The organism is Sulfitobacter mediterraneus (genome assembly GCF_003054325.1).
In the GTDB taxonomy this organism is placed as follows: domain Bacteria; phylum Pseudomonadota; class Alphaproteobacteria; order Rhodobacterales; family Rhodobacteraceae; genus Sulfitobacter; species Sulfitobacter mediterraneus.
In genome coordinates this window covers 188,671-207,173 of sequence record NZ_QBKU01000003.1, presented here as the reverse complement: position 1 = coordinate 207,173, position 18,503 = coordinate 188,671, and the positions used below count along the sequence as shown (strand labels likewise).

Here is an 18,503-nt window from a genome sequence, read left to right as displayed (position 1 = left end):
GCGATTGCACCGCGGCTGCAACAAGGAAATGATCTATGAAACTGAACTACGCTGTCGTTGGCACCAACGATCTGACCGCCGCTAAAACGTTCTATGACGCCCTGTTCTCAGAGGCGGGCCTGCACAGCATGTCACCCTCGGACAGAATGACATATTGGCTTGGTGAAGGTTACGCTTTTGCCGCCGCGATCCCCTTTGATACCCAGCCCGCGACCCGCGGCAATGGCACGATGGTTGGCTTTGACGTTGGCAGTCAGGCCGAGGTCAGACGCCTACATGCCCTGGCGCTTGAACTTGGCGGCACATGTGAAGGCACGCCGGGCCAGCGCGGTCCAAAGTTTTCGGCCTATGTGCGGGATCTGGACGGCAACAAGCTTTGCTTTGCTGACTAGGGATAGAGGGGGCGCGCGCCGGAGCTGCGCCCCTACCGCCCCAGCATCCAAGTGCCATCCGGCCAGAACGCATGAAAGGCAAAGGCGAACATCACATCATGGGCCAGATCACGCCCCTGCCCGTCTTGCACACGGATGCTGCCCACATCGCGGCCCTTGGCGATTTGACCACTGTCGAGGGCGGAGGCCTGACCGGCCCGCCAGCGGATCGTCACGCCCGCCTCTGTCACCTGCTCCGCTTCGGCCAGCCGTGTCAGGGGCCAGGCGCGGTTGCCGATCCGCACCACCCGTTCCAGCGCAGGAATGCCATGGGGCGGCGGATCACCGGAATATAGGAAGGGCCGCGTCAGGCTGTCATATCCACGATAGGGGTTCCGGCCATAGTCGCGCGGATAGGTCGGTTCGGCCATCACCACACCTTGGGGGTGCGCGGCCTTAAAGTCGGCCCAGCTTTCCATCCAGCTTGGCAATTGGCGCAGCTCTGTGCCGGTCATTTCACCCACGATGCCGATGCCCTGCGCCTGTTGCCACCAGCTTTGGGTCTCGCGGTCATACATCACCATATCCGAATTGCGCAGCTTGCCCGTGACCCCAAAAGTCAGCACCCGCCCCCGCGCCCGGCCATCAAACACCATGGCCGAATTGCACAGCGGGCAGAAGGTCACCGTCACAGGGGCGCCGCCAATGCGATCGTTCACGATCTCATGCCAAGTCAAATAACGGATCGGATAGGCCCGCGCCGGATGCCCGTCCAGCGCCAGTGTGATCACCGGCTCCCGGTCGGCGATCCGGGTTTCTTTGTTGGCATGGATAAATTGCGGGTCATCAAGCGCCGGAATACCATCTTTGGGCGGTCCGCCAGAAAGGATCTCGGTCCAACTGTCCACAGCGGTGTTTTCAAAATCGGTATCGGGCCACTCACTGCGCCAGAACTCGGGGCTTGCATGGGCAGCGACCAGGGACAGACAAAAAGCGAGGGCGGCAATCAAGGCTTTGAACATGCCCCACCCTGACGCAAATGGGGCCCGCAATCCAGCAGGCCCCACGCAAACTTGATCAGTGATGTAGGCCGGTATTACTCGGTCACCGTCACTGAGCGCATCAGGTCGGGTGTGCCGACCACCGCGCCATTGCCGCCGGTGCCGCGTTTGATCGCATCCACCACGTCCTGACCTTCGGTGACACGGCCCACAACGGTGTATTGCCCATTGAGGAAGTGACCGGCGTCAAACATGATGAAAAACTGGCTGTTGGCGCTGTTGGGGTTCTGGCTGCGGGCCATGCCCACAACGCCTTTGTCATAGGGCACATCGGAAAATTCCGCTGGCACGTCCGGCATGTCAGAACCGCCCATGCCCGCGCGGCCCAGATCGCCGCCCTCTTTGCCAAACTGCACGTCACCGGTCTGCGCCATAAAGCCGTCGATCACCCGGTGAAACACCACGCCATCGTAGGCGCCGGCCTCGGCCAGTTCGGTGATCCGCGCCACGTGCTGTGGTGCGACCTCTTCAAGAAGGTCGATCATCACGATGCCATTGGCCTCGCCTTCGATCTCGATCTTCAGGCCCGTTGCCATGGCCGCCGTACCCATCAGGGCAACCGCAAAAGTTCCCGCAATCAGCTTACGCATCCGCGGCCACCTTGACGCTGATCATGCGGTCCGGCTCGGGTGCTGGCTCACCCCGTTTGATCGCATCGACATGTTCCATGCCCGAGATGACCTGACCGTAGACGGTGTATTGACCGTTGAGGAAATCATTGTCTTTGAAGTTGATGAAGAACTGGCTGTTGGCGCTGTCTGGATTGGCAGACCGGGCCGCGCCGATGGAGCCGCGTGCATGCGGCACCTTGGAAAATTCAGCCGGAACATTATCCAGATCGGACCCGCCAGTGCCTGCCATGCGCAGGTTGAAGTCTTTTTCGATGTTGCCATGTTCCACGTCGCCGGTCTGCGCCATGAAGCCGTCGATCACCCGGTGAAAGGCCACATTGTCATATTTGCCCGCGCGGGTGAGTTCTTTCATCCGCTCAACGTGCTTGGGCGCCACTTTGGGCATCAATTCGATTGTCACAGTGCCGCCTTTCAGCTCCATCAGGATAGTGTTTTCTGGGTCTTTGATCTCGGCCATGCCGTGCTCCTTTGAACTGGTTTGCCTCTAACTAGGTTGGATAAGCGCAATTGCCAAGCTGCTGCATTGACCTGCGGCCTCAGAAAGGCAAAACACGGGGTCAAACCAAAGGCAGGAGTATCACATGGGCTGGAAATCGCTGGATGACATGGAATTGTCAGGCAAACGGGTGCTGGTGCGGGTGGATATCAATGTTCCGGTAGAAAACGGCATGGTCACGGATGCCACACGAATTGAACGGATTGTGCCGACCATCACCGACATTCTTGCCAAGGGCGGCAAGCCGATGCTGATCGCGCATTTTGGCCGCCCCAAGGGCCGCGTGAACCTTGATCTGAGCCTGGCGCAGGTGCTGCCCGCGCTGAAAGATGCACTTGGTCGCAAGGTTGTGCTGGTTGAAACGCTCGAAGGCGCCGAGAACTTGACGGCAGAGGCCGAGGCGGCAGATGTGCTGCTCTTGGAGAACATTCGCTTTTATCCCGGCGAAGAGGCCAATGATCAGGACTTTGCCCGCCGTCTGTCCGGGCTGGGCGATGTCTATTGCAACGATGCCTTTTCCGCCGCCCACCGTGCCCATGCCTCAACCGAGGCGCTGGCGCGGCTGATGCCTGCCTGCGCGGGCCGCCTGATGCAAGCGGAGCTGAGCGCGTTGGAGGCCGCGCTGGCCACGCCGGAGCGCCCTGTCGGGGCCGTTGTAGGCGGTGCAAAGGTATCCACCAAAATCGAATTGCTCGAAAACCTTGTGAACCGCCTTGATGTGCTGGTGATCGGCGGCGGCATGGCCAACACGTTTCTCGCCGCCCTTGGCGCGGATCTGGGCGCATCCTTGCAGGAACCTGATTTCTTCGACACCGCCAAAGACATCATGGCGCAGGCGGACAAGGCCGGTTGCCGGGTGATCCTGCCGGTTGATGGGTTGGTTGCACGTGAATTTGCGGCAGGTGCCGACCATGAGGTGGTTCAGCTTGGCCCGGACGCCAAACTGGAGGCCGATCAAATGGTGCTGGATGCAGGACCAGACAGCATCGCCGTGACCTCTGCCGCCTTTGAGGGGCTCAAAACCCTGATCTGGAACGGCCCGATGGGCGCGTTCGAAATTGCCCCTTTTGACACTGCAACCGTTGCTGCTGCCAAAACCGCCGCGCGGCAGACCCGCGATGGCGCATTGATTTCGGTCGCGGGCGGCGGCGATACCGTGGCCGCGCTGAACCAGGCCGGTGCAGCCGAGGATTTCACCTATATCTCCACCGCGGGTGGTGCGTTTCTGGAATGGATGGAAGGCAAGGAATTGCCGGGAGTTGCGGCGCTTTCGGCTTGAAAACGCTTGAATTTCAGCAGAACGGGTAAAAAAGCCACGGCGCGGGCAAATCGAAAAATTTACGGTCTCAATCCAGCGTGGGGGGATTCACACGGCGAATCACCTGTGTCATATTGCCTTTACGTCCACCAAGAGACGATTTGAGGCAGATAGATGACCCGCACCGCACGCCCGGCCTTTGGCACGCTGTTCTTTTTCGCCATCGCTTTCGCGTTGAGCCTGTATTTCACTTTTGCCGCAGTGCAGGGTGACTTTGGCCTGTTCCGCAGGGCGGAAATTCTGGCCGAAACGCAGGATCTTCGGGCGCAGCTGGACGGGGTGCGTGCCGATGTGGCGCGGATGGAAAACCTGACCAAACGCATGTCAGATGATTACCTCGACCTCGATCTTTTGGACGAACAGGCCCGCAAAGTGCTTGGAATGATCCGCTCGGACGAGATTGTAATCCGCTAAAATCAAAGATTTGACCACTTTTAGGTGGTTTTTGGGTGTGACTTCTTGCCCCAACGTCAAATCTCACTACCATTATGTTCTCGAATCCATTAGAAGATAGTTTAACGCTAAACTATCTGCGGACACCTGATCTGCGCAGACGGAGGACATGCCCATGGCAGCGAAGAAACCCAGTAAGAAACCCAATGTCTCTGCGGAGGAGTTGAAAGCATACTATCGTGACATGCTTTTGATCCGCCGATTTGAAGAAAAAGCCGGTCAATTATACGGCATGGGTTTGATCGGTGGTTTCTGCCACCTCTACATTGGCCAAGAGGCCGTTGTGGTTGGCCTTGAGGCCGCCGCAGAGGAAGGCGACAAGCGCATCACATCCTACCGCGATCACGGCCACATGTTGGCCTGCGGCATGGACCCCAACGGCGTGATGGCCGAACTGACCGGCCGCGAGGGCGGCTATTCCAAAGGCAAGGGCGGCTCCATGCACATGTTCTCGAAAGAGAAACATTTCTATGGTGGTCACGGCATCGTCGCGGCGCAGGTGCCGCTGGGCGCGGGCCTCGCCTTTGCGGACAAATACAAGGAAAACGGCCGTGTGAGCTTCACCTATTTCGGTGATGGCGCGGCAAACCAGGGGCAGGTCTATGAGACGTTCAACATGGCCGCCCTGTGGAAACTGCCCTGTATCTTTGTGATCGAAAACAACCAATACGCCATGGGCACCTCGCAGCAACGCTCCACCTCCTCCGCCGAGATTTATGAGCGCGGCAAAGCGTTCGGCATCCCCGGTGAAGCTGTGGACGGTATGGATGTTCTGGCTGTCAAGGAGGCCGGCGAAAAAGCCGTGGCGCACTGCCGCTCCGGCGAAGGGCCTTATATCCTTGAGGTCAAAACCTACCGCTATCGCGGCCACTCCATGTCGGACCCCGCCAAATACCGGACCCGCGAAGAGGTCCAGAAAATGCGCGAAGAACGTGATCCGATCGAAGCCGTGCGCGCCTTGCTGCTGACCGGCAAGCACGCCACCGAGGACGATCTCAAATCCATCGACAAAGAGATCAAAGCCATCGTGAACGAAAGCGCGGAATTTGCCAAAGAAAGCCCCGAGCCAGCGCTTGAGGAACTTTGGACAGATATTTACGCAACAGAAATCCCGCAGGAGGCTTGATAGATGGCTACTGAAATTCTCATGCCCGCCCTCTCGCCCACCATGGAAGAAGGCACGCTGGCCAAATGGCTGGTCAAGGAAGGCGACACCGTGTCGTCAGGCGACATTCTGGCCGAGATCGAAACCGACAAGGCCACCATGGAATTCGAAGCCGTGGACGAAGGCACCATCGGCAAGATCCTGATCGAAGAAGGCACCGAAGGGGTCAAGGTCAACACCGCAATTGCCGTGCTGCTTGAAGACGGCGAAAGCGCGAGCGATATCGACAGCGCCGCATCTGCGCCAGCTGCCAAGGCCGAAGCTCCGGCAGAAGCCGCGCCAGCGCCTGCCGCCGCGCAATCCGCACCCGAAGCGCCCAAAGTGGACCTGACGCCAGATTGGCCCGAAGGCACGCCAATGAAGCAACAAACCGTCCGCGAGGCCCTGCGTGACGGCATGTCCGAAGAAATGCGCCGCGACGAAAACGTGTTCCTGATGGGCGAAGAGGTGGCCGAATACCAAGGCGCTTATAAGATCTCCCAAGGGATGCTGGACGAGTTTGGCAAAAAGCGTGTCATCGACACACCGATCACCGAACACGGGTTTGCCGGGATCGCCACTGGCGCGGCCTTTGGTGGTCTGCGTCCGATTGTCGAATTCATGACCTTCAACTTCGCCATGCAGGCGATTGACCACATCATCAACTCCGCCGCCAAGACACTCTATATGTCCGGCGGCCAGATGGGTGCGCCCATGGTCTTCCGCGGCCCCAATGGCGCGGCGGCCCGCGTCGGCGCCCAGCACAGCCAGGACTACGCCGCATGGTACATGCAGGTGCCCGGCCTCAAGGTGGCGATGCCCTACTCCGCCTCGGACTACAAAGGTCTGATGAAAACCGCGATCCGCGACCCCAACCCGGTGATCTTCCTCGAAAACGAGATCCTCTATGGCCGCAGCTTTGACGTGCCGGACATTGACGATCACACAGTGCCTTTCGGCAAGGCCCGGATCTGGCGGGAAGGCAATGACGTGACCATCGTCAGCTTTGGCATCGGGATGAGCTATGCATTGGAAGCGGCCGAGAAACTGGCCGAAGAAGGCATCGACGCCGAGGTCCTCGACCTGCGCACCCTGCGCCCGATGGACACCCCCGCGATCATTAATTCCGTGATGAAAACCAACCGCTTGGTCACCGTCGAAGAAGGCTGGCCGCAGGGTTCGGTCGGCAGCTACATCTCCTCCGTGGTGATGCAGGAGGCGTTTGATTACCTCGACGCACCGGTGATCAACTGCACCGGCAAGGACGTGCCCATGCCCTATGCCGCCAACCTTGAAAAACACGCGCTGGTGACCACCGATGAGGTCATCGAAGCCGTGAAAAAAGTAACCTACAAATAAGGAGCGGCCCGATGCCCACAGAAATCCTCATGCCCGCCCTGTCCCCCACCATGGAAGAAGGCACGCTGGCCAAATGGCTCGTTAAGGAAGGCGATACCGTCTCTTCCGGCGATCTGCTGGCCGAGATCGAAACCGACAAAGCCACCATGGAATTCGAAGCCGTGGATGAGGGCGTGATCGGCAAGATCCTGATCCCCGAAGGCAGCGAAGGCGTCAAGGTGAACACCGCCATCGCGGTGCTGCTCGAAGACGGAGAAAGCGCCGATGACATCGGTGCCGCCGCCCCTGCCCCAAAGGCAGAGGCCGCTCCCACTGCCACGCAGGACACAGCGCCCGCCGCCCCTGCGGCCACAGCAGACGCAACGCCAGCCCCCGCCGCCCCCAAGGGCGCCGATGGCACACGCATCTTTGCCTCGCCGCTCGCCCGGCGCATCGCCGCGAACAAGGGTTTGGATCTGGCCAATGTCACCGGCAGCGGCCCCCATGGCCGTATCGTCAAGGCCGACGTCGAAGGGCTCTCTGCGTCCGATGCCCCGGCAGCCAAACCTGCTGCTGCAGCCGCATCTGCACCCGCTGCACTTGCCGCCGCCGCACAAGGCCCATCCACAGACGCCGTGCTGAAGATCTACGAAGGCCGAGACTTCGAAGAGGTCAAACTCGACGGTATGCGCAAAACCATCGCTGCACGTCTGACCGAAGCCAAACAAAGCATCCCGCATTTCTATCTGCGCCGCGATATCCAGCTGGATGCGTTGATGGGCTTCCGCGCCGATCTGAACAAACAGCTTGAGCCGCGCGGCATCAAACTGTCGGTCAATGATTTCATCATCAAGGCCTGCGCTCTGGCCCTGCAACAGGTGCCCGAGGCCAATTCGGTCTGGGCTGGCGATCGCACGCTGAAACTGAAACCCTCAGACGTGGCAGTGGCCGTCGCCATCGAAGGCGGCCTGTTCACTCCGGTCCTTAAAGACGCCGAGATGAAATCGCTCTCTGCCCTCTCGGCCGAAATGAAAGACCTCGCCGCCCGCGCCCGTGACCGCAAACTTGCCCCCCATGAATACCAGGGCGGCAGCTTTGCCATCTCCAACCTCGGGATGTTCGGCATCGAAAACTTCGACGCCGTGATCAACCCGCCCCACGGCGCCATCCTTGCGGTGGGCGCAGGCGTCAAGAAACCGATCGTCGGCAAAGACGGCGAAATGGCCGTGGCCACTGTGATGTCTGTGACGCTCTCCGTGGATCACCGGGTGATCGACGGCGCACTGGGGGCCAACCTGCTCAACGCGATCAAAGACAACCTCGAAGCGCCGATGACCATGTTGGCCTGATCCCTTTTTGGCCCCAAATATTCGCGGGGAGTTTGAGGGGCCGCCAGCCCCTCATCACCAGCCCGCAGGGATGGCATAAATCAAACAAAAAGCCGGGGTTTCCCCCGGCTTTTTTCAATTCTTAATAGTACGTTCGGACAGGTAATCAGTCCTGCGGCCCCAACATGTGGTTCATCGACACCGCCGGCTGATCACAACCCGCTTCGCCGACGATCCGTGCCGGAATACCGGCCACTGTCTTGCAAGGCGGCACCGCTTCCAACACCACTGATCCTGCCGCGATGCGGCTGCAATGGCCCACGGTGATATTGCCCAGAACCTTGGCCCCGGCTCCGATCAGAACACCATCCTCGATCTTCGGATGCCGGTCCTCTTCTTCCTTGCCCGTCCCGCCCAATGTCACCGAATGCAACATCGACACGTTGTCTCCAACCACAGCGGTTTCGCCGATCACAATGGAATGCGCGTGATCTATCATGATGCCGCGCCCGATGGCCGCCGCTGGATGAATATCCACGCCAAAGATCTCGCTCACCCGCATCTGCACAAAATACGCCAGATCACGTTTGCCCTTTTGCCAAAGGTGATGCCCGACCCGGTAGGCCTGCACCGCTTGGTACCCTTTGAAGTACAAGATCGGCTGCAGCAATCTGTGGCACGCCGGATCGCGTTCATAGATCGCCACCAGATCGGCCCGCCCGGCCTGAATAAGCTCGGGGTTTTCGGCATAGGCCTCTTCGACCATCTCGCGCACAACCATCATCGACATCTCATTGGATGAAAGCTTGGCCGCGATCCGGTAAGACAATGCCTTTTCAATGGACTGGTGGTGCAGAATACAGGCATGCACAAAGCCGCCAATCAGCGGCTCGTCCTGCACAGCTTGCTGTGCCTCTTTCTGGATCTGGTCCCAAACCGGGTCCATCGGAGCAATCTTCGTGCGCAATTCAGCCATAATATCCGTCCTTTGTTGGCATCACCCTAGCCCATGCAACATCTGATGCCCAAACGCAAATCTGTGATGTCGTTCATAAAATCATGTGGGCATGAAAGTTCCGCTTACAAGTTTTTTGTCGCACGAAACCGATCCAGCGCCGTCAGAACCAGCAGGCAACACTGCGCATAATCGCGATCATCAAAGCTGCGCTCGGCCGCCAAGGCATGCTTTCGCGCCGCCGCCAGCAGCGTGCCATTGCCCCAACTGGGATGATCCCGCCCCAGCCGCCGGGTGTATTTGTCCGCATGGCTGGCTTGAACAACCAATGCGGCGGCAAAGCTTTCTCGCCGCGCAGGCCTTGCCGCCAAAACCGCGCGCGCAGCTGTGGTCACATCCGACCAAAGCACGCGGCGCATCACCCAGGCACCACCACCGTCGCGGCAAGTCCTGCCCCATAAACCGCCGAGAGTTGTGCCACCCGAACCTCAAACGGACGCACCGCACCATCGGCGGATTGCGCAGCAGCAGAATAGGTCCAGCTCGGTTCGGTCACGATCTCTTGGCGCAATGGGGCGCCGTTCTTGCGCACCTGCACCAAGTAGGATTCGCTGTCTTCGCCAAGCGGCACTTCTGCTGCCTCCCAGCCATCGCCGCCGATCCGCGTGCGCCTGATCCATCGCAGTTGGGCGTCACCGCTTATCTGTAAGTCTGCCCGCAGATGGCAGGGGCTAAAGGGGCGTAAACCATTGCCATCAAACGCTTCTTCCACATGTTGATATGACGGGTCATCGTAACCCCGTCCCGCCGGACCAATCCTGAAATGCTGCGCAACCCGGCGCAGGTTCGGGCTCAGCTCTATCTGTTTTGGCGTCCCGTCCAGCAACACAAAGATCGATCCTTCCGGCCAAACCTCCGGCAAAAGCCCATCAGATCCCGCCTGCCCGCGCAGCCGCCCGCGCAGCCAATAGGTATCCTGCCCGATCAGTTCCGCCTCGGCGAACTGGAAAACCTCCCAATTGCCAGAGGTGCCATCACCAATCGCCGCCGTATTTGCCCCGCTCAGGAGGGCTTGCGCCTGCACCGTTTCCAATTGGCCCGAGATCAGTTTTACCTCTAAAACCGGCCCATGATCCGTCACCCCTGCGCAGGCCGCTGGCAGCGCCGTCTTGGTTACGCCAACGGTCGCGCGAGCATTGATCAGGCTGTTCAGCTTATAGTCTGCATCCACGCCCGACTGAAACACCGCCGCCGCCCCCGGCCAAGGATCCGCAGTGATGGCAATATGGGGCGCGTGAGGCACTTCGTCCCCGCGCAAAAGTGGTAGATCAAGGAAATGCGAGATCACCGGGACCGGCGCTACAAAAGGTTTGATCGGCACAGGATCTTCGCTCAAATCAGCGGTGTCATAAACCTGCGGCTCAATGCGCACCGCGTCCACCAGTTGGGCCAAAGATTGTTCAACCCGATCAATCCGGTATCGACCCGCGCCCTCCTGGCCCTGCCCGGGCAGCTCGATCACATCACCTGCGCCAAGATCCATCCGTGACGGTGGCAAAGCCAATCGCAAGGTCTCGCGCGCCACACGCGCCTCGGTCAGCCACCGCTCGGCAATCTGGCGCCCCTCACTGCGCGTCAGGGACATGTTCATTTCTGACCCCGTCACCGCATGGGTCGCCTCATCGGCCAGAACCGCCTCCTCTGCGATCACATCAAAATCGGCATCCGCCTGCACAAACCGCAACCGCACCCGCCCTGACACTTCGGCTTCTCGGCTTTGTTCCGTCACCCCGTCCAGCTCATCGGTCACCGCCAATAGGCCCACTTCAATCACCTCAGGGGCCAACCCATCTCGGGGCCGAAACCGCAACACGCCGCCGCGCTCCACCGCGTCAAACCCATAGCGGATCATCAAAGGTTGCAGCGCCGCACGCGCATCGCCAACCTGCTCCACCGCATAGCCGCGCAAATAGCCGTAAAGACCGTCTGTACTGTAGTCCGCCAAGCCCGCCCGCTCGCAAATCTCTCGCACCACCGAGGCCAGGCTGCGCGACGACGTGCGCCCGTTGATCCAATGGCCACGGGCATAGTTCTCGCCATCGCTCCATCGCTCCACATCATTGGGGAAAAACGGATAAGGCCGACTGTCCCAAGCCCAAACAAACGCCCGCGACATATCCAGCATCCGGCCCTCATATTCCGAAGACATCGGATTGTTGTCAGGCTCCGCCCAATACTCTGACATGGCGCGCAGGTATTGCATCTGGATCAACTCATCCCGCGCCCCGTTTGAAAATCTGGGCAGCAGGCTTTCCGAACTTTTGCGATCCAGAAACTTGTTGGGCTGGTTGGCGCCCTTGTCCACCGCGCCGCAGCCGTATTCGGTAAACCAGATCGGTTTTGACTTCGGTTGCCAACTGGTCGGGCTTTCCGCGCGGACCCCGCCAATCCGGTCGTGGTGCGTGTTCTCCCACCAGCCGCGCAGATCCTTGTAACGATGCACCCAAGGTTCGCCATAATCGCCATCAGTGATGTCCGTGCGGATCTGCGCGGCACGGGCTGTTTCGGAATGATAATACCAATCATAGCCCTCGCCACCCTCGATGTTGGATTTCAGATAACCGAGGTCATAGATCGCATCCCAATTCACCCCATCCAGATGCCCCCCGTCATCACGCCAATCGGCCAACGGCATGTAGTTGTCGATGCCAATGAAATCGATGTTGGGATCGGCCCACAAGGGATCAAGATGAAAGAACCTGTCGTTCGATCCGTCTTGCGGCGCATATCCAAAGTACTCTGACCAATCCGCCGCATAGCTCAGCTTGGTTTCCGGCCCCAAAAGACTACGCACCTCCGCCGCCAGGCCTCGCAGCCGCGCTACCGCCGGAAAGCTGTTTCCCGGCCCTCTGATCTGCGTCAAGCCGCGCATTTCTGACCCGATGCAAAACGCCTCAACGCCCCCCGCCTCAAGACATAGCGCCGCATTGTGCAGAATAAACCGGTTCAGCCCCCACTCTGCCGGACCGGAATAGCTTACAGCCCCGTCCACCACTGCAAAATCTGCCGCTGTGGCTGTGCCGAAGAATGCATCAACTTCGGAAACCGCCTGTGCCGTACCATCCGGGCTGCCGGGCCGACCCGGAGCCTCAGACAATGTGATCCGCCCCCGCCATGGCAGGTCTGGCTGAAATCCGTTGTCGCTGTAGGGGTCGGGCAATTCATTGCCTTTGAAGGGGTCCATCAGGATGAACGGATAATACATCACCGCCTTGCCCGCCGCGCTCAGCGCCTGAATGGCTTCGATCACCGCAGCATCCGTCGGCGTGCCGCCATAAACCGGCCTGCCATCGTCTTGTACGATCACCTCCGCTGCTGACCGGTCAATCCCGCCAGAGGTCCATGGCATCTCTGGGCTATCCACCTCTTTTTGCTCAACCTTCGGGCGGACCGTGCAGTCCCCGCAACGCAAGTCATCACCAAACCAAGACACCACCAACGACGCCGCTTCGAGGTTTGGCAACTCTTCGCAGACCGCCTCAACGCAATGGGCAAAATCAGGCTCCGCCGCCGGAGTGGAGACATTGGCGCTTTGCATCACCCCGTCGCCGAGATCATAATTCACCGGCGAGGTCGCCAATTCATATTCCCCCGTGCCGGGGATAATCGCCACACCGCGTACGCCAAACGCTGGAGTATGCTCCCAGCCCGGCGCGTCCGGCTGTTCGGGGCGGATAACCTCAAAGGAAAACTGCGGTATCCGGTTGCCAAATTGCGCCAGGGAAAGGTCTTCCATCACAACATATGCGGTGCCGCGATAGGCCGGCACCCGGCCCGCGCCCTCAATCGCCTCCATGACAGGATCCGGCAATTGATCTGAAGTGCCATCATAAACCCGCATATTCAGATCTTTTGGCGCGACCTCCTCACCGTCTGCCCAAACCCGGCCAATGCGGGTGATTTTCCCCTCGCAAATGCCAATCGCCAGGCTCACGGCATAGCTGTATTCAGAGACCTCAGGTGACGGGCGGCTGCCCTTGCCGCCCCCGGAAACAGCCACCGTTTCGATGAAATCTGACGCCCAGATCAAATGCCCGCCCATGCGCATTCGCCCGTAGACCTGCGAGATCGCGCTGCCTTCCCCCGCGTTGGTCAGACGAAACCGGTCTACCTTGCCGGTTTCAACCGCATCCGCCCCCTGCCCCAACAACCGCTGATCCACCACCCGGCCCAAAGTCGCGCCAACAGCCCGGCCAATCGCCACCGAAGACAGCCCGGCAAATGTACCCCCGATCGAACCACCGAGCGCAGCACCGGCTGCGGAAAATAACAATGTCGCCATCACAGGGCTCCTTGTGGAAATTCAAAACGCGCAACAATGCGCCTGCGCCATGGGCCGGACAGCGGGCTTTCGGTCACCCCATGCCGCGCATAGGCATGAATAAACCGAGCGTCTGCACCAACGCGCGACTGCACCCCAAGATGTTTAGCCACGGCGCCCTGCCGCATCCGAAACAACACAACATCCCCTCGCGCTTCGTCAGCCACACCCTTGGCCCGCAAATGCAGCAGCGCGGCGGCCCAAAGCTGTTCTTCACCCTGCGGCTCGGACCAATCCATCGAATAGGCAGGCACCGCCTCCGGCTCATTGCCAAACCTCTCGCGCCAGATGCCCCGGATCAGCCCCAGACAATCACAGCCCGCGCCCTTGCGGCCTGCCTGATGCACGTATGGGGTACCGATCCATCCAAGGGCGGCCTCCACCACCTGATCGCCCTGCACCGTCATCGCCGCGATCCTCCGGTGTTTGCGCCTTTGGATTTTGGCACTGCAACCACCCAATCTTCGCTTGGGATGTCCGGAAAGCCTTGAAAATTGATCAGGTTGTCGAATTTCAACCGGCAGATCTCCATGCGCTTGTCACAGCCCGCAATCAGCCGCACCCTGTCTCCGGGGCCAAGCGCCCCGCGCAAGGGTTCCCACAGATCAATCACGCGTTTGCCGTCCTTGATCCGGTCATGTTTGATCACGGACCAAAGCCCCGCCGCTGCCCCGTCCAGCACCTCAAGACGCCCCCGTTCAAACCACCCCTCGCCATAACCTTCGAATGCATCCCAGATCAGCTGGCGACGATCGTTGATCTGTTCGACCGCGCGGGTCTCGCGGTACCCCGGTTGGCTCAGATCAAACCGGCATGTGCTGTCACCCAGAACTGCCGTGCAGGGCTTTTGATAAACACGCCCCAAAGGCCGGTTCAAAACCTCGGTCAATCCCCGCAACTCGGCGCGAAACGCCCCGTCAATCCGGCGCAACTCTCCGATACTACCCGAAAATTTCAGCATCCGCTGATCCGTATCTTGCCAGTTCACCAACCACGCTTTGACCGCCGCGCCATCAAAACGGCCCTGCTCAATCTCATCCTCGCGGATAGAGGCATGGCTAAGCGCACCCATGGCCTCGGTGTTGTCCACCGCCAACCCTGTGGTTTGCGCAATCGCCCCTGCGCTCAGCCCGGCATCCGCCTGAAAGGCAAATCCCTCAAACGCCAAAGGCAGATCATGATCGGTAAAGGCAAAGACCTTGCCGTCCGTCCGCTCTATCGCCCAGGCGTGGCACAGCGTTGTCAGCCCGCTGGCCGCGTGATCCAAAAGGCCCTGTTCCCCGCCGCCCATCAGATTCGCACCTCGATCACCGGCACATTGGGCACCTGCCCGGCCTGAAAACTGGCCACCGACGTCAGGATCCGGTCCGTATCAAACCGCACTGGCACGTCAAATTCATAGCCCGCAAGGATCTCCATCCCCGGATCAGGCGGATGGACAAAACTCACCATGCCCGTAACCAGATCCACCTCATAATCCACGCCCTCTTGCAGACTGTCCTGTTCAACCCCAACGCGCACCGTGCCCGCAACTGGCTTCTTGATTGGCCGCGCGTAACTTTGCGCACCGGACCTGTAGGTCTTGATCAGCTGAAAATCCGCCGTTTCCCCATCGCCAAAACCGATGGTCTGATCATCAAATGCCACCTCCGCCGCGCCCTTGCCAGATGCATAGTCCGCCCAGTCCTTCCAACGAAACCCATGCATCTGCCCCATCCGGGCCTCAAAGAAGCCGATGAGCACCTGCAAGTCGTCAATCGACCGCATGCCAAGCCCTGCGTCATACACCCTCCGCGAATGCGCCCAAGGCGTGTTGCGTTCTTCAAACCCGTTCGCAAGTGTCACCACATCGGTGCGCCGCTGCGGGCCGCCAACAGACCCAAAGCTGAGGCTGGCCGGAAATCTGATCTCGTGAAATGTCATCTGTCTCTCCCCGGTTATCGGTTACGATTGCCCGTGTTCAGGGCGCGGCTCATCTGCGCGGCGATCTGGCTTTGTGATCTTTGGAACCCCTGCACATCCGGGGTTGTGATGTTCATCACCACATGCACATCGCCGCCCCCTCCGCCGCCGCGAACGCCCAATTTGCCATCTGCCCCGCGGGCCAGTGGCATGATGGCTTCGGGCCCGGCCTCGCCCATCAATCCATAGCTGCCACGCATCGGGAAATGGGTGGGTCCGGCCACAATCCCGCCGCCGCCGCCACTTTGCACACGCCCCGCGCTCACTACGCCGCCCCTCGCAAAGGGGATCACGCGCCCTTGCGAAAACGGCGCACCCTGCTCAAACGGCAAAACGTTCTGGACCAACGTTCCGACCCCCTGCGAGATCAGACCGCCAATATGCTGCGTCACCGGCTTGATCGCCGCATTATAGGCTGTGTGCGCCATCGTCTGCGCCACGCTGCGCAATGCATCGGTCAATTTCATGCCGTCCAAAACCACACCGTCAAACGCCCTGCGCAAGCCCCGGCTCAGCCCGCGCTCCATCGTCGCCATATCCTTGCCCGTCGCCGCCAAAGACACCCGCATCCGTCGCAACTCACTGTCAAAACCGCTCACCAATACGCTGGTCTGCGCCAATGTCCCGTTCAGCCCCGCCGCCTTGCCGTTCAACTGATCAAAGTTGTTGTCATCCGCCATTCTGTGTTCCTTTTGCTTGGTCAGGATAGGCATCCATCAAGGCGTCCAACCCGTCCCGCGTCATTGGCTGGCGTGGTGCAGCTTTGCCCAACATCACCTGCAATTCCGCCGGGGTCAGGTTCCAGAACACATCCGGCGCCAACCGCAACTCGTGCAATCCGGCCCGCAACAACGCAGGCCATGCCACCGGATCGTTCACTCCGGCACCACAAGGGCCCGTGCGAGCAGTTCCGCCGCAGCCTTGGCCGCCGCCACCGGGCCGCCTTCGATCTCGGCCTCGGCCAGGTCTGCATCGCTGATCTCCGCGCCCCCGCCGCGCAATCCTGCCCCGAGCAGCGCCAGCACATCACGGCTGGAGAACGCCCGCGTCTCGAACCGCTCCACCAACGCCACCAGCGATCCGACCTCAAGCGTCTCCTCCAACGCCGCCAAAGCGCCCAAAGACAGTCGCGCCAGGTGGCGCTGGCCATTGACCGTGAGGGCCACTTCCCCGCGCCAACGGTTCGCCATGTTCAGACCACCACCACATCTGCGGTAAAGGTCAGCATGCCCGCCGATTGCAGGCTCAGCTCATAGGTCGCCTCACCATTCAGCGCCCCCGCATATTCCAGCGCCGTCACCTGAAACGGCCCCTGAACCACACCAAAATCGGGAATGATGATCTGGAAATCCGGCGTCAGCCCGTCAAAGAAGAGCTGCCGCGCCCGTTCATCCGTGCCCGCATCGCGGAACACACCTGATCCACTGATTGCCGCAGACCGAACGCCCACGCCAACCAGCAACTCGCGCCAGCCGCCTTCACTATCCAGCGCGGTCACGTCCACCGTTTCCGCGTTGAAACTGATCCGCGTGGCCCGCAGGCCCGCAACGGTCTCGAACTGCCCGTCGCTTGTCATGTCGATTTTGACCAATAGGTCTTTGCCTGCTTGAACAGCCATGTCGTATCTCCTGTGATTGTTCGTAAATTTGCCGAAGTGCGGCCCTAGCCGTCTTCGACCCTTGCCCGAAACCGCATATCAATCTGCCGTGCCGAGACCGCGTCGATCCGGTGCGCCTTGGCCTTTTCAAACCAAAGGCTTACCAACCGCCCCCGGCTCAATGTCAGGTCCGCATCATGCAGCGCATCGCTCACTGCGCCTGCTGCCGCCTTGGCATCGGCAAACCCCGGCCGCGTCGTGATCACCGAAATGGTCACCACATGCACCGCACCCGCACCGCTGCAATCTGATGCATCTTCAACCATCTCGCTGCCAAGCCGCACGTATAACTCTGGCAATGCCCCCGCTGGCACCGCGTCATAAACCGCAGCGCCCACCAGCGCTGTCAGCACTGGATCACCGCGCAAGGCGTCATAGATCGCAGCCTGCAAAGGCCCGGAAAGTGCAAAACTCATGCCACCACCTCCTCATCGGCAAAGCAGGTGAGGTAACGGCCCGCGCCATCCCTCTCCGCCACGGCCTGAATGACAAACACCCGATCTCCGTTGCGCAAACGCTGCTGCGGTTTGGGCCGTTCAGGGCTGCCGTAGGGCGCGCCGCGCACCACGATCCTGTGCGACACCCGGCTCACCGGCGCACCGCCCTGCGCCGTTTCCCGGCCTGTGCGTGCGGTGATCTGCGCCCATAGGGTGCCGAGCGCGATCCAGCCCTCGGCATAGCCCCCCGCGCCATCACTCACCCGCTCTGGCCCCTCAAGGATCAAAGCATGGGATAAGACCGGCACGCTCATGCCCCTGCCCCAATGCGAATGGTCTTGTACCGTTCGATCAGGCTGCTGACCCCAAAGGGCATGCATCCCTCGCTTAGCCCGGTGTCGTTGCGATACTCATAGTAATGCGCCGCCAACATCAGCGCCGCCTGCTGCAAATCCGCCGGAAGATCGGCCCAGCCGGCACCCATTCCGGCATCAAACCGCAGCCGCACCGACCCGCTCGCCGGAATACCCGGCAGGGCCGTTCCCGTGCTGCGCAAACACGGGCGATGCATGTCCGCCTCCAGCCAATACAGCGCCGGACCCACGGCAATCTCCGCGCCATTGCCCGCGATCACGGTCACATCTGTCAGATCCGTCACTGGCGCGATCGGCAGCGGCTGCGCGGCATCGTTGCGCCAGTGGGTTATCGTCCACACAAAACCGCGAGTGAACAACGCCTTACCAGTGCGGGTCTCTATCGCCGCCACAGCGGCACGCAAAAAGGATAGCAACACTACATCTTGCAACCCGTCCTGACCAAAGCCACTGCCAAGCCGCAAATGCGCTTTAAAGGCCTCTACCGGCAAGGCCGCATCCGCGACAGGTGTCTCTTCGATCAACATCATGGAAACTCTCCGAAAAATCGCAATTGGCACGACCGATCTGTTGCCCGGACGCGCGGCCGCCCGCAT

Annotated in this window: 22 protein-coding genes; 6 read left to right on the top strand and 16 right to left on the bottom strand. The window is 60.4% G+C overall.

Features of this window, described 5'->3' with window-relative positions; genetic code table 11:
• The first annotated feature begins 35 nt into the window (after nt 1–35).
• The gene (locus C8N31_RS06235) at nt 36–392 is read left to right on the top strand and encodes a VOC family protein (RefSeq protein WP_025048319.1); all 357 of its coding nucleotides are present in this window, start codon (nt 36–38) and stop codon (nt 390–392) included.
• Between the two features lie 32 nt (nt 393–424).
• Here the strand turns inward: C8N31_RS06235 and C8N31_RS06230 are convergent, their stop codons facing one another.
• From C8N31_RS06230 to C8N31_RS06220, 3 genes are all read right to left on the bottom strand, one after another.
• Nucleotides 425–1,393, bottom strand: a complete 969-nt coding sequence (locus C8N31_RS06230; protein WP_037918397.1) for a DUF3179 domain-containing protein — start codon at nt 1,391–1,393, stop codon at nt 425–427.
• Nucleotides 1,394–1,467: 74 nt separating this feature from the next.
• A complete protein-coding gene (locus tag C8N31_RS06225; protein ID WP_025048321.1) occupies nt 1,468–2,022 on the bottom strand; it encodes a peptidylprolyl isomerase in 555 nt (184 codons plus the stop codon).
• Complete coding sequence (locus C8N31_RS06220) at nt 2,015–2,521, bottom strand: peptidylprolyl isomerase (protein ID WP_025048322.1); 507 nt, start codon at nt 2,519–2,521, stop codon at nt 2,015–2,017. Before C8N31_RS06220 ends, C8N31_RS06225 begins: the two co-directional genes overlap by 8 nt.
• Nucleotides 2,522–2,645: 124 nt before the next feature.
• Here C8N31_RS06220 and C8N31_RS06215 point away from each other — a divergent pair, with 124 nt between their 5' ends.
• The 5 genes from C8N31_RS06215 (at nt 2,646) to C8N31_RS06195 (ending at nt 8,162) form a co-directional block, all read left to right on the top strand.
• Nucleotides 2,646–3,839, top strand: coding sequence for a phosphoglycerate kinase (locus tag C8N31_RS06215; protein ID WP_025048323.1), 1,194 nt, complete (start codon nt 2,646–2,648; stop codon nt 3,837–3,839).
• Between the two features lie 153 nt (nt 3,840–3,992).
• Entirely contained in the window at nt 3,993–4,292 is a 300-nt protein-coding gene (locus C8N31_RS06210) for an FtsB family cell division protein (RefSeq protein ID WP_025048324.1), read from the top strand.
• A 154-nt stretch (nt 4,293–4,446) separates the two neighbouring features.
• Nucleotides 4,447–5,457, top strand: a complete 1,011-nt coding sequence (pdhA, locus tag C8N31_RS06205; RefSeq protein ID WP_025048325.1) for a pyruvate dehydrogenase (acetyl-transferring) E1 component subunit alpha — start codon at nt 4,447–4,449, stop codon at nt 5,455–5,457.
• Nucleotides 5,458–5,460: 3 nt separating this feature from the next.
• Entirely contained in the window at nt 5,461–6,834 is a 1,374-nt protein-coding gene (locus C8N31_RS06200; protein ID WP_025048326.1) for a pyruvate dehydrogenase complex E1 component subunit beta, read from the top strand.
• A gap of 11 nt (nt 6,835–6,845) precedes the next feature.
• Nucleotides 6,846–8,162, top strand: a complete 1,317-nt coding sequence (locus C8N31_RS06195; protein WP_025048327.1) for a pyruvate dehydrogenase complex dihydrolipoamide acetyltransferase — start codon at nt 6,846–6,848, stop codon at nt 8,160–8,162.
• 145 nt (nt 8,163–8,307) lie between these two features.
• Here C8N31_RS06195 and cysE read toward each other — a convergent pair whose 3' ends face one another.
• From cysE to C8N31_RS06130, 13 genes are all read right to left on the bottom strand, one after another.
• Nucleotides 8,308–9,117 carry a serine O-acetyltransferase gene (cysE, locus tag C8N31_RS06190; RefSeq protein ID WP_025048328.1) on the bottom strand — a complete coding sequence of 270 codons (810 nt, stop codon included), beginning with the start codon at nt 9,115–9,117 and terminating at the stop codon, nt 8,308–8,310.
• 104 nt (nt 9,118–9,221) lie between these two features.
• Nucleotides 9,222–9,515: a DUF7742 family protein gene (locus C8N31_RS06185; protein ID WP_025048329.1), complete on the bottom strand. Its 294-nt coding sequence runs from the start codon at nt 9,513–9,515 to the stop codon at nt 9,222–9,224.
• Nucleotides 9,515–13,438 (bottom strand): baseplate multidomain protein megatron, encoded by a 3,924-nt coding sequence (locus tag C8N31_RS06180; protein ID WP_025048330.1) that lies wholly within the window; start codon nt 13,436–13,438, stop codon nt 9,515–9,517. Before C8N31_RS06180 ends, C8N31_RS06185 begins: the two co-directional genes overlap by 1 nt.
• Nucleotides 13,438–13,884, bottom strand: coding sequence for an NlpC/P60 family protein (locus C8N31_RS06175; RefSeq protein WP_025048331.1), 447 nt, complete (start codon nt 13,882–13,884; stop codon nt 13,438–13,440). The genes C8N31_RS06180 and C8N31_RS06175 overlap by 1 nt, the downstream gene beginning before the upstream one ends.
• Nucleotides 13,881–14,768, bottom strand: a complete 888-nt coding sequence (locus C8N31_RS06170; RefSeq protein WP_025048332.1) for a DUF2163 domain-containing protein — start codon at nt 14,766–14,768, stop codon at nt 13,881–13,883. Before C8N31_RS06170 ends, C8N31_RS06175 begins: the two co-directional genes overlap by 4 nt.
• A complete protein-coding gene (locus C8N31_RS06165) occupies nt 14,768–15,400 on the bottom strand; it encodes a DUF2460 domain-containing protein (protein ID WP_025048333.1) in 633 nt (210 codons plus the stop codon). Before C8N31_RS06165 ends, C8N31_RS06170 begins: the two co-directional genes overlap by 1 nt.
• Before the next feature lie 14 nt (nt 15,401–15,414).
• On the bottom strand, nt 15,415–16,119 hold the full coding sequence (locus C8N31_RS06160) for a phage tail tape measure protein (RefSeq protein ID WP_025048334.1): 705 nt from the start codon (nt 16,117–16,119) through the stop codon (nt 15,415–15,417).
• Nucleotides 16,109–16,318, bottom strand: coding sequence for a rcc01693 family protein (locus C8N31_RS06155; RefSeq protein ID WP_025048335.1), 210 nt, complete (start codon nt 16,316–16,318; stop codon nt 16,109–16,111). Before C8N31_RS06155 ends, C8N31_RS06160 begins: the two co-directional genes overlap by 11 nt.
• Entirely contained in the window at nt 16,315–16,629 is a 315-nt protein-coding gene (locus tag C8N31_RS06150) for a gene transfer agent family protein (RefSeq protein WP_025048336.1), read from the bottom strand. The genes C8N31_RS06155 and C8N31_RS06150 overlap by 4 nt, the downstream gene beginning before the upstream one ends.
• A 2-nt stretch (nt 16,630–16,631) precedes the next feature.
• Complete coding sequence (locus C8N31_RS06145) at nt 16,632–17,057, bottom strand: phage major tail protein, TP901-1 family (protein WP_025048337.1); 426 nt, start codon at nt 17,055–17,057, stop codon at nt 16,632–16,634.
• 44 nt (nt 17,058–17,101) lie between these two features.
• Nucleotides 17,102–17,512 carry a DUF3168 domain-containing protein gene (locus C8N31_RS06140; protein WP_025048338.1) on the bottom strand — a complete coding sequence of 137 codons (411 nt, stop codon included), beginning with the start codon at nt 17,510–17,512 and terminating at the stop codon, nt 17,102–17,104.
• Entirely contained in the window at nt 17,509–17,847 is a 339-nt protein-coding gene (locus tag C8N31_RS06135; protein ID WP_025048339.1) for a head-tail adaptor protein, read from the bottom strand. The genes C8N31_RS06140 and C8N31_RS06135 overlap by 4 nt, the downstream gene beginning before the upstream one ends.
• Entirely contained in the window at nt 17,844–18,437 is a 594-nt protein-coding gene (locus C8N31_RS06130; RefSeq protein ID WP_025048340.1) for a head-tail connector protein, read from the bottom strand. Before C8N31_RS06130 ends, C8N31_RS06135 begins: the two co-directional genes overlap by 4 nt.
• Nucleotides 18,438–18,503: the final 66 nt, after the last annotated feature.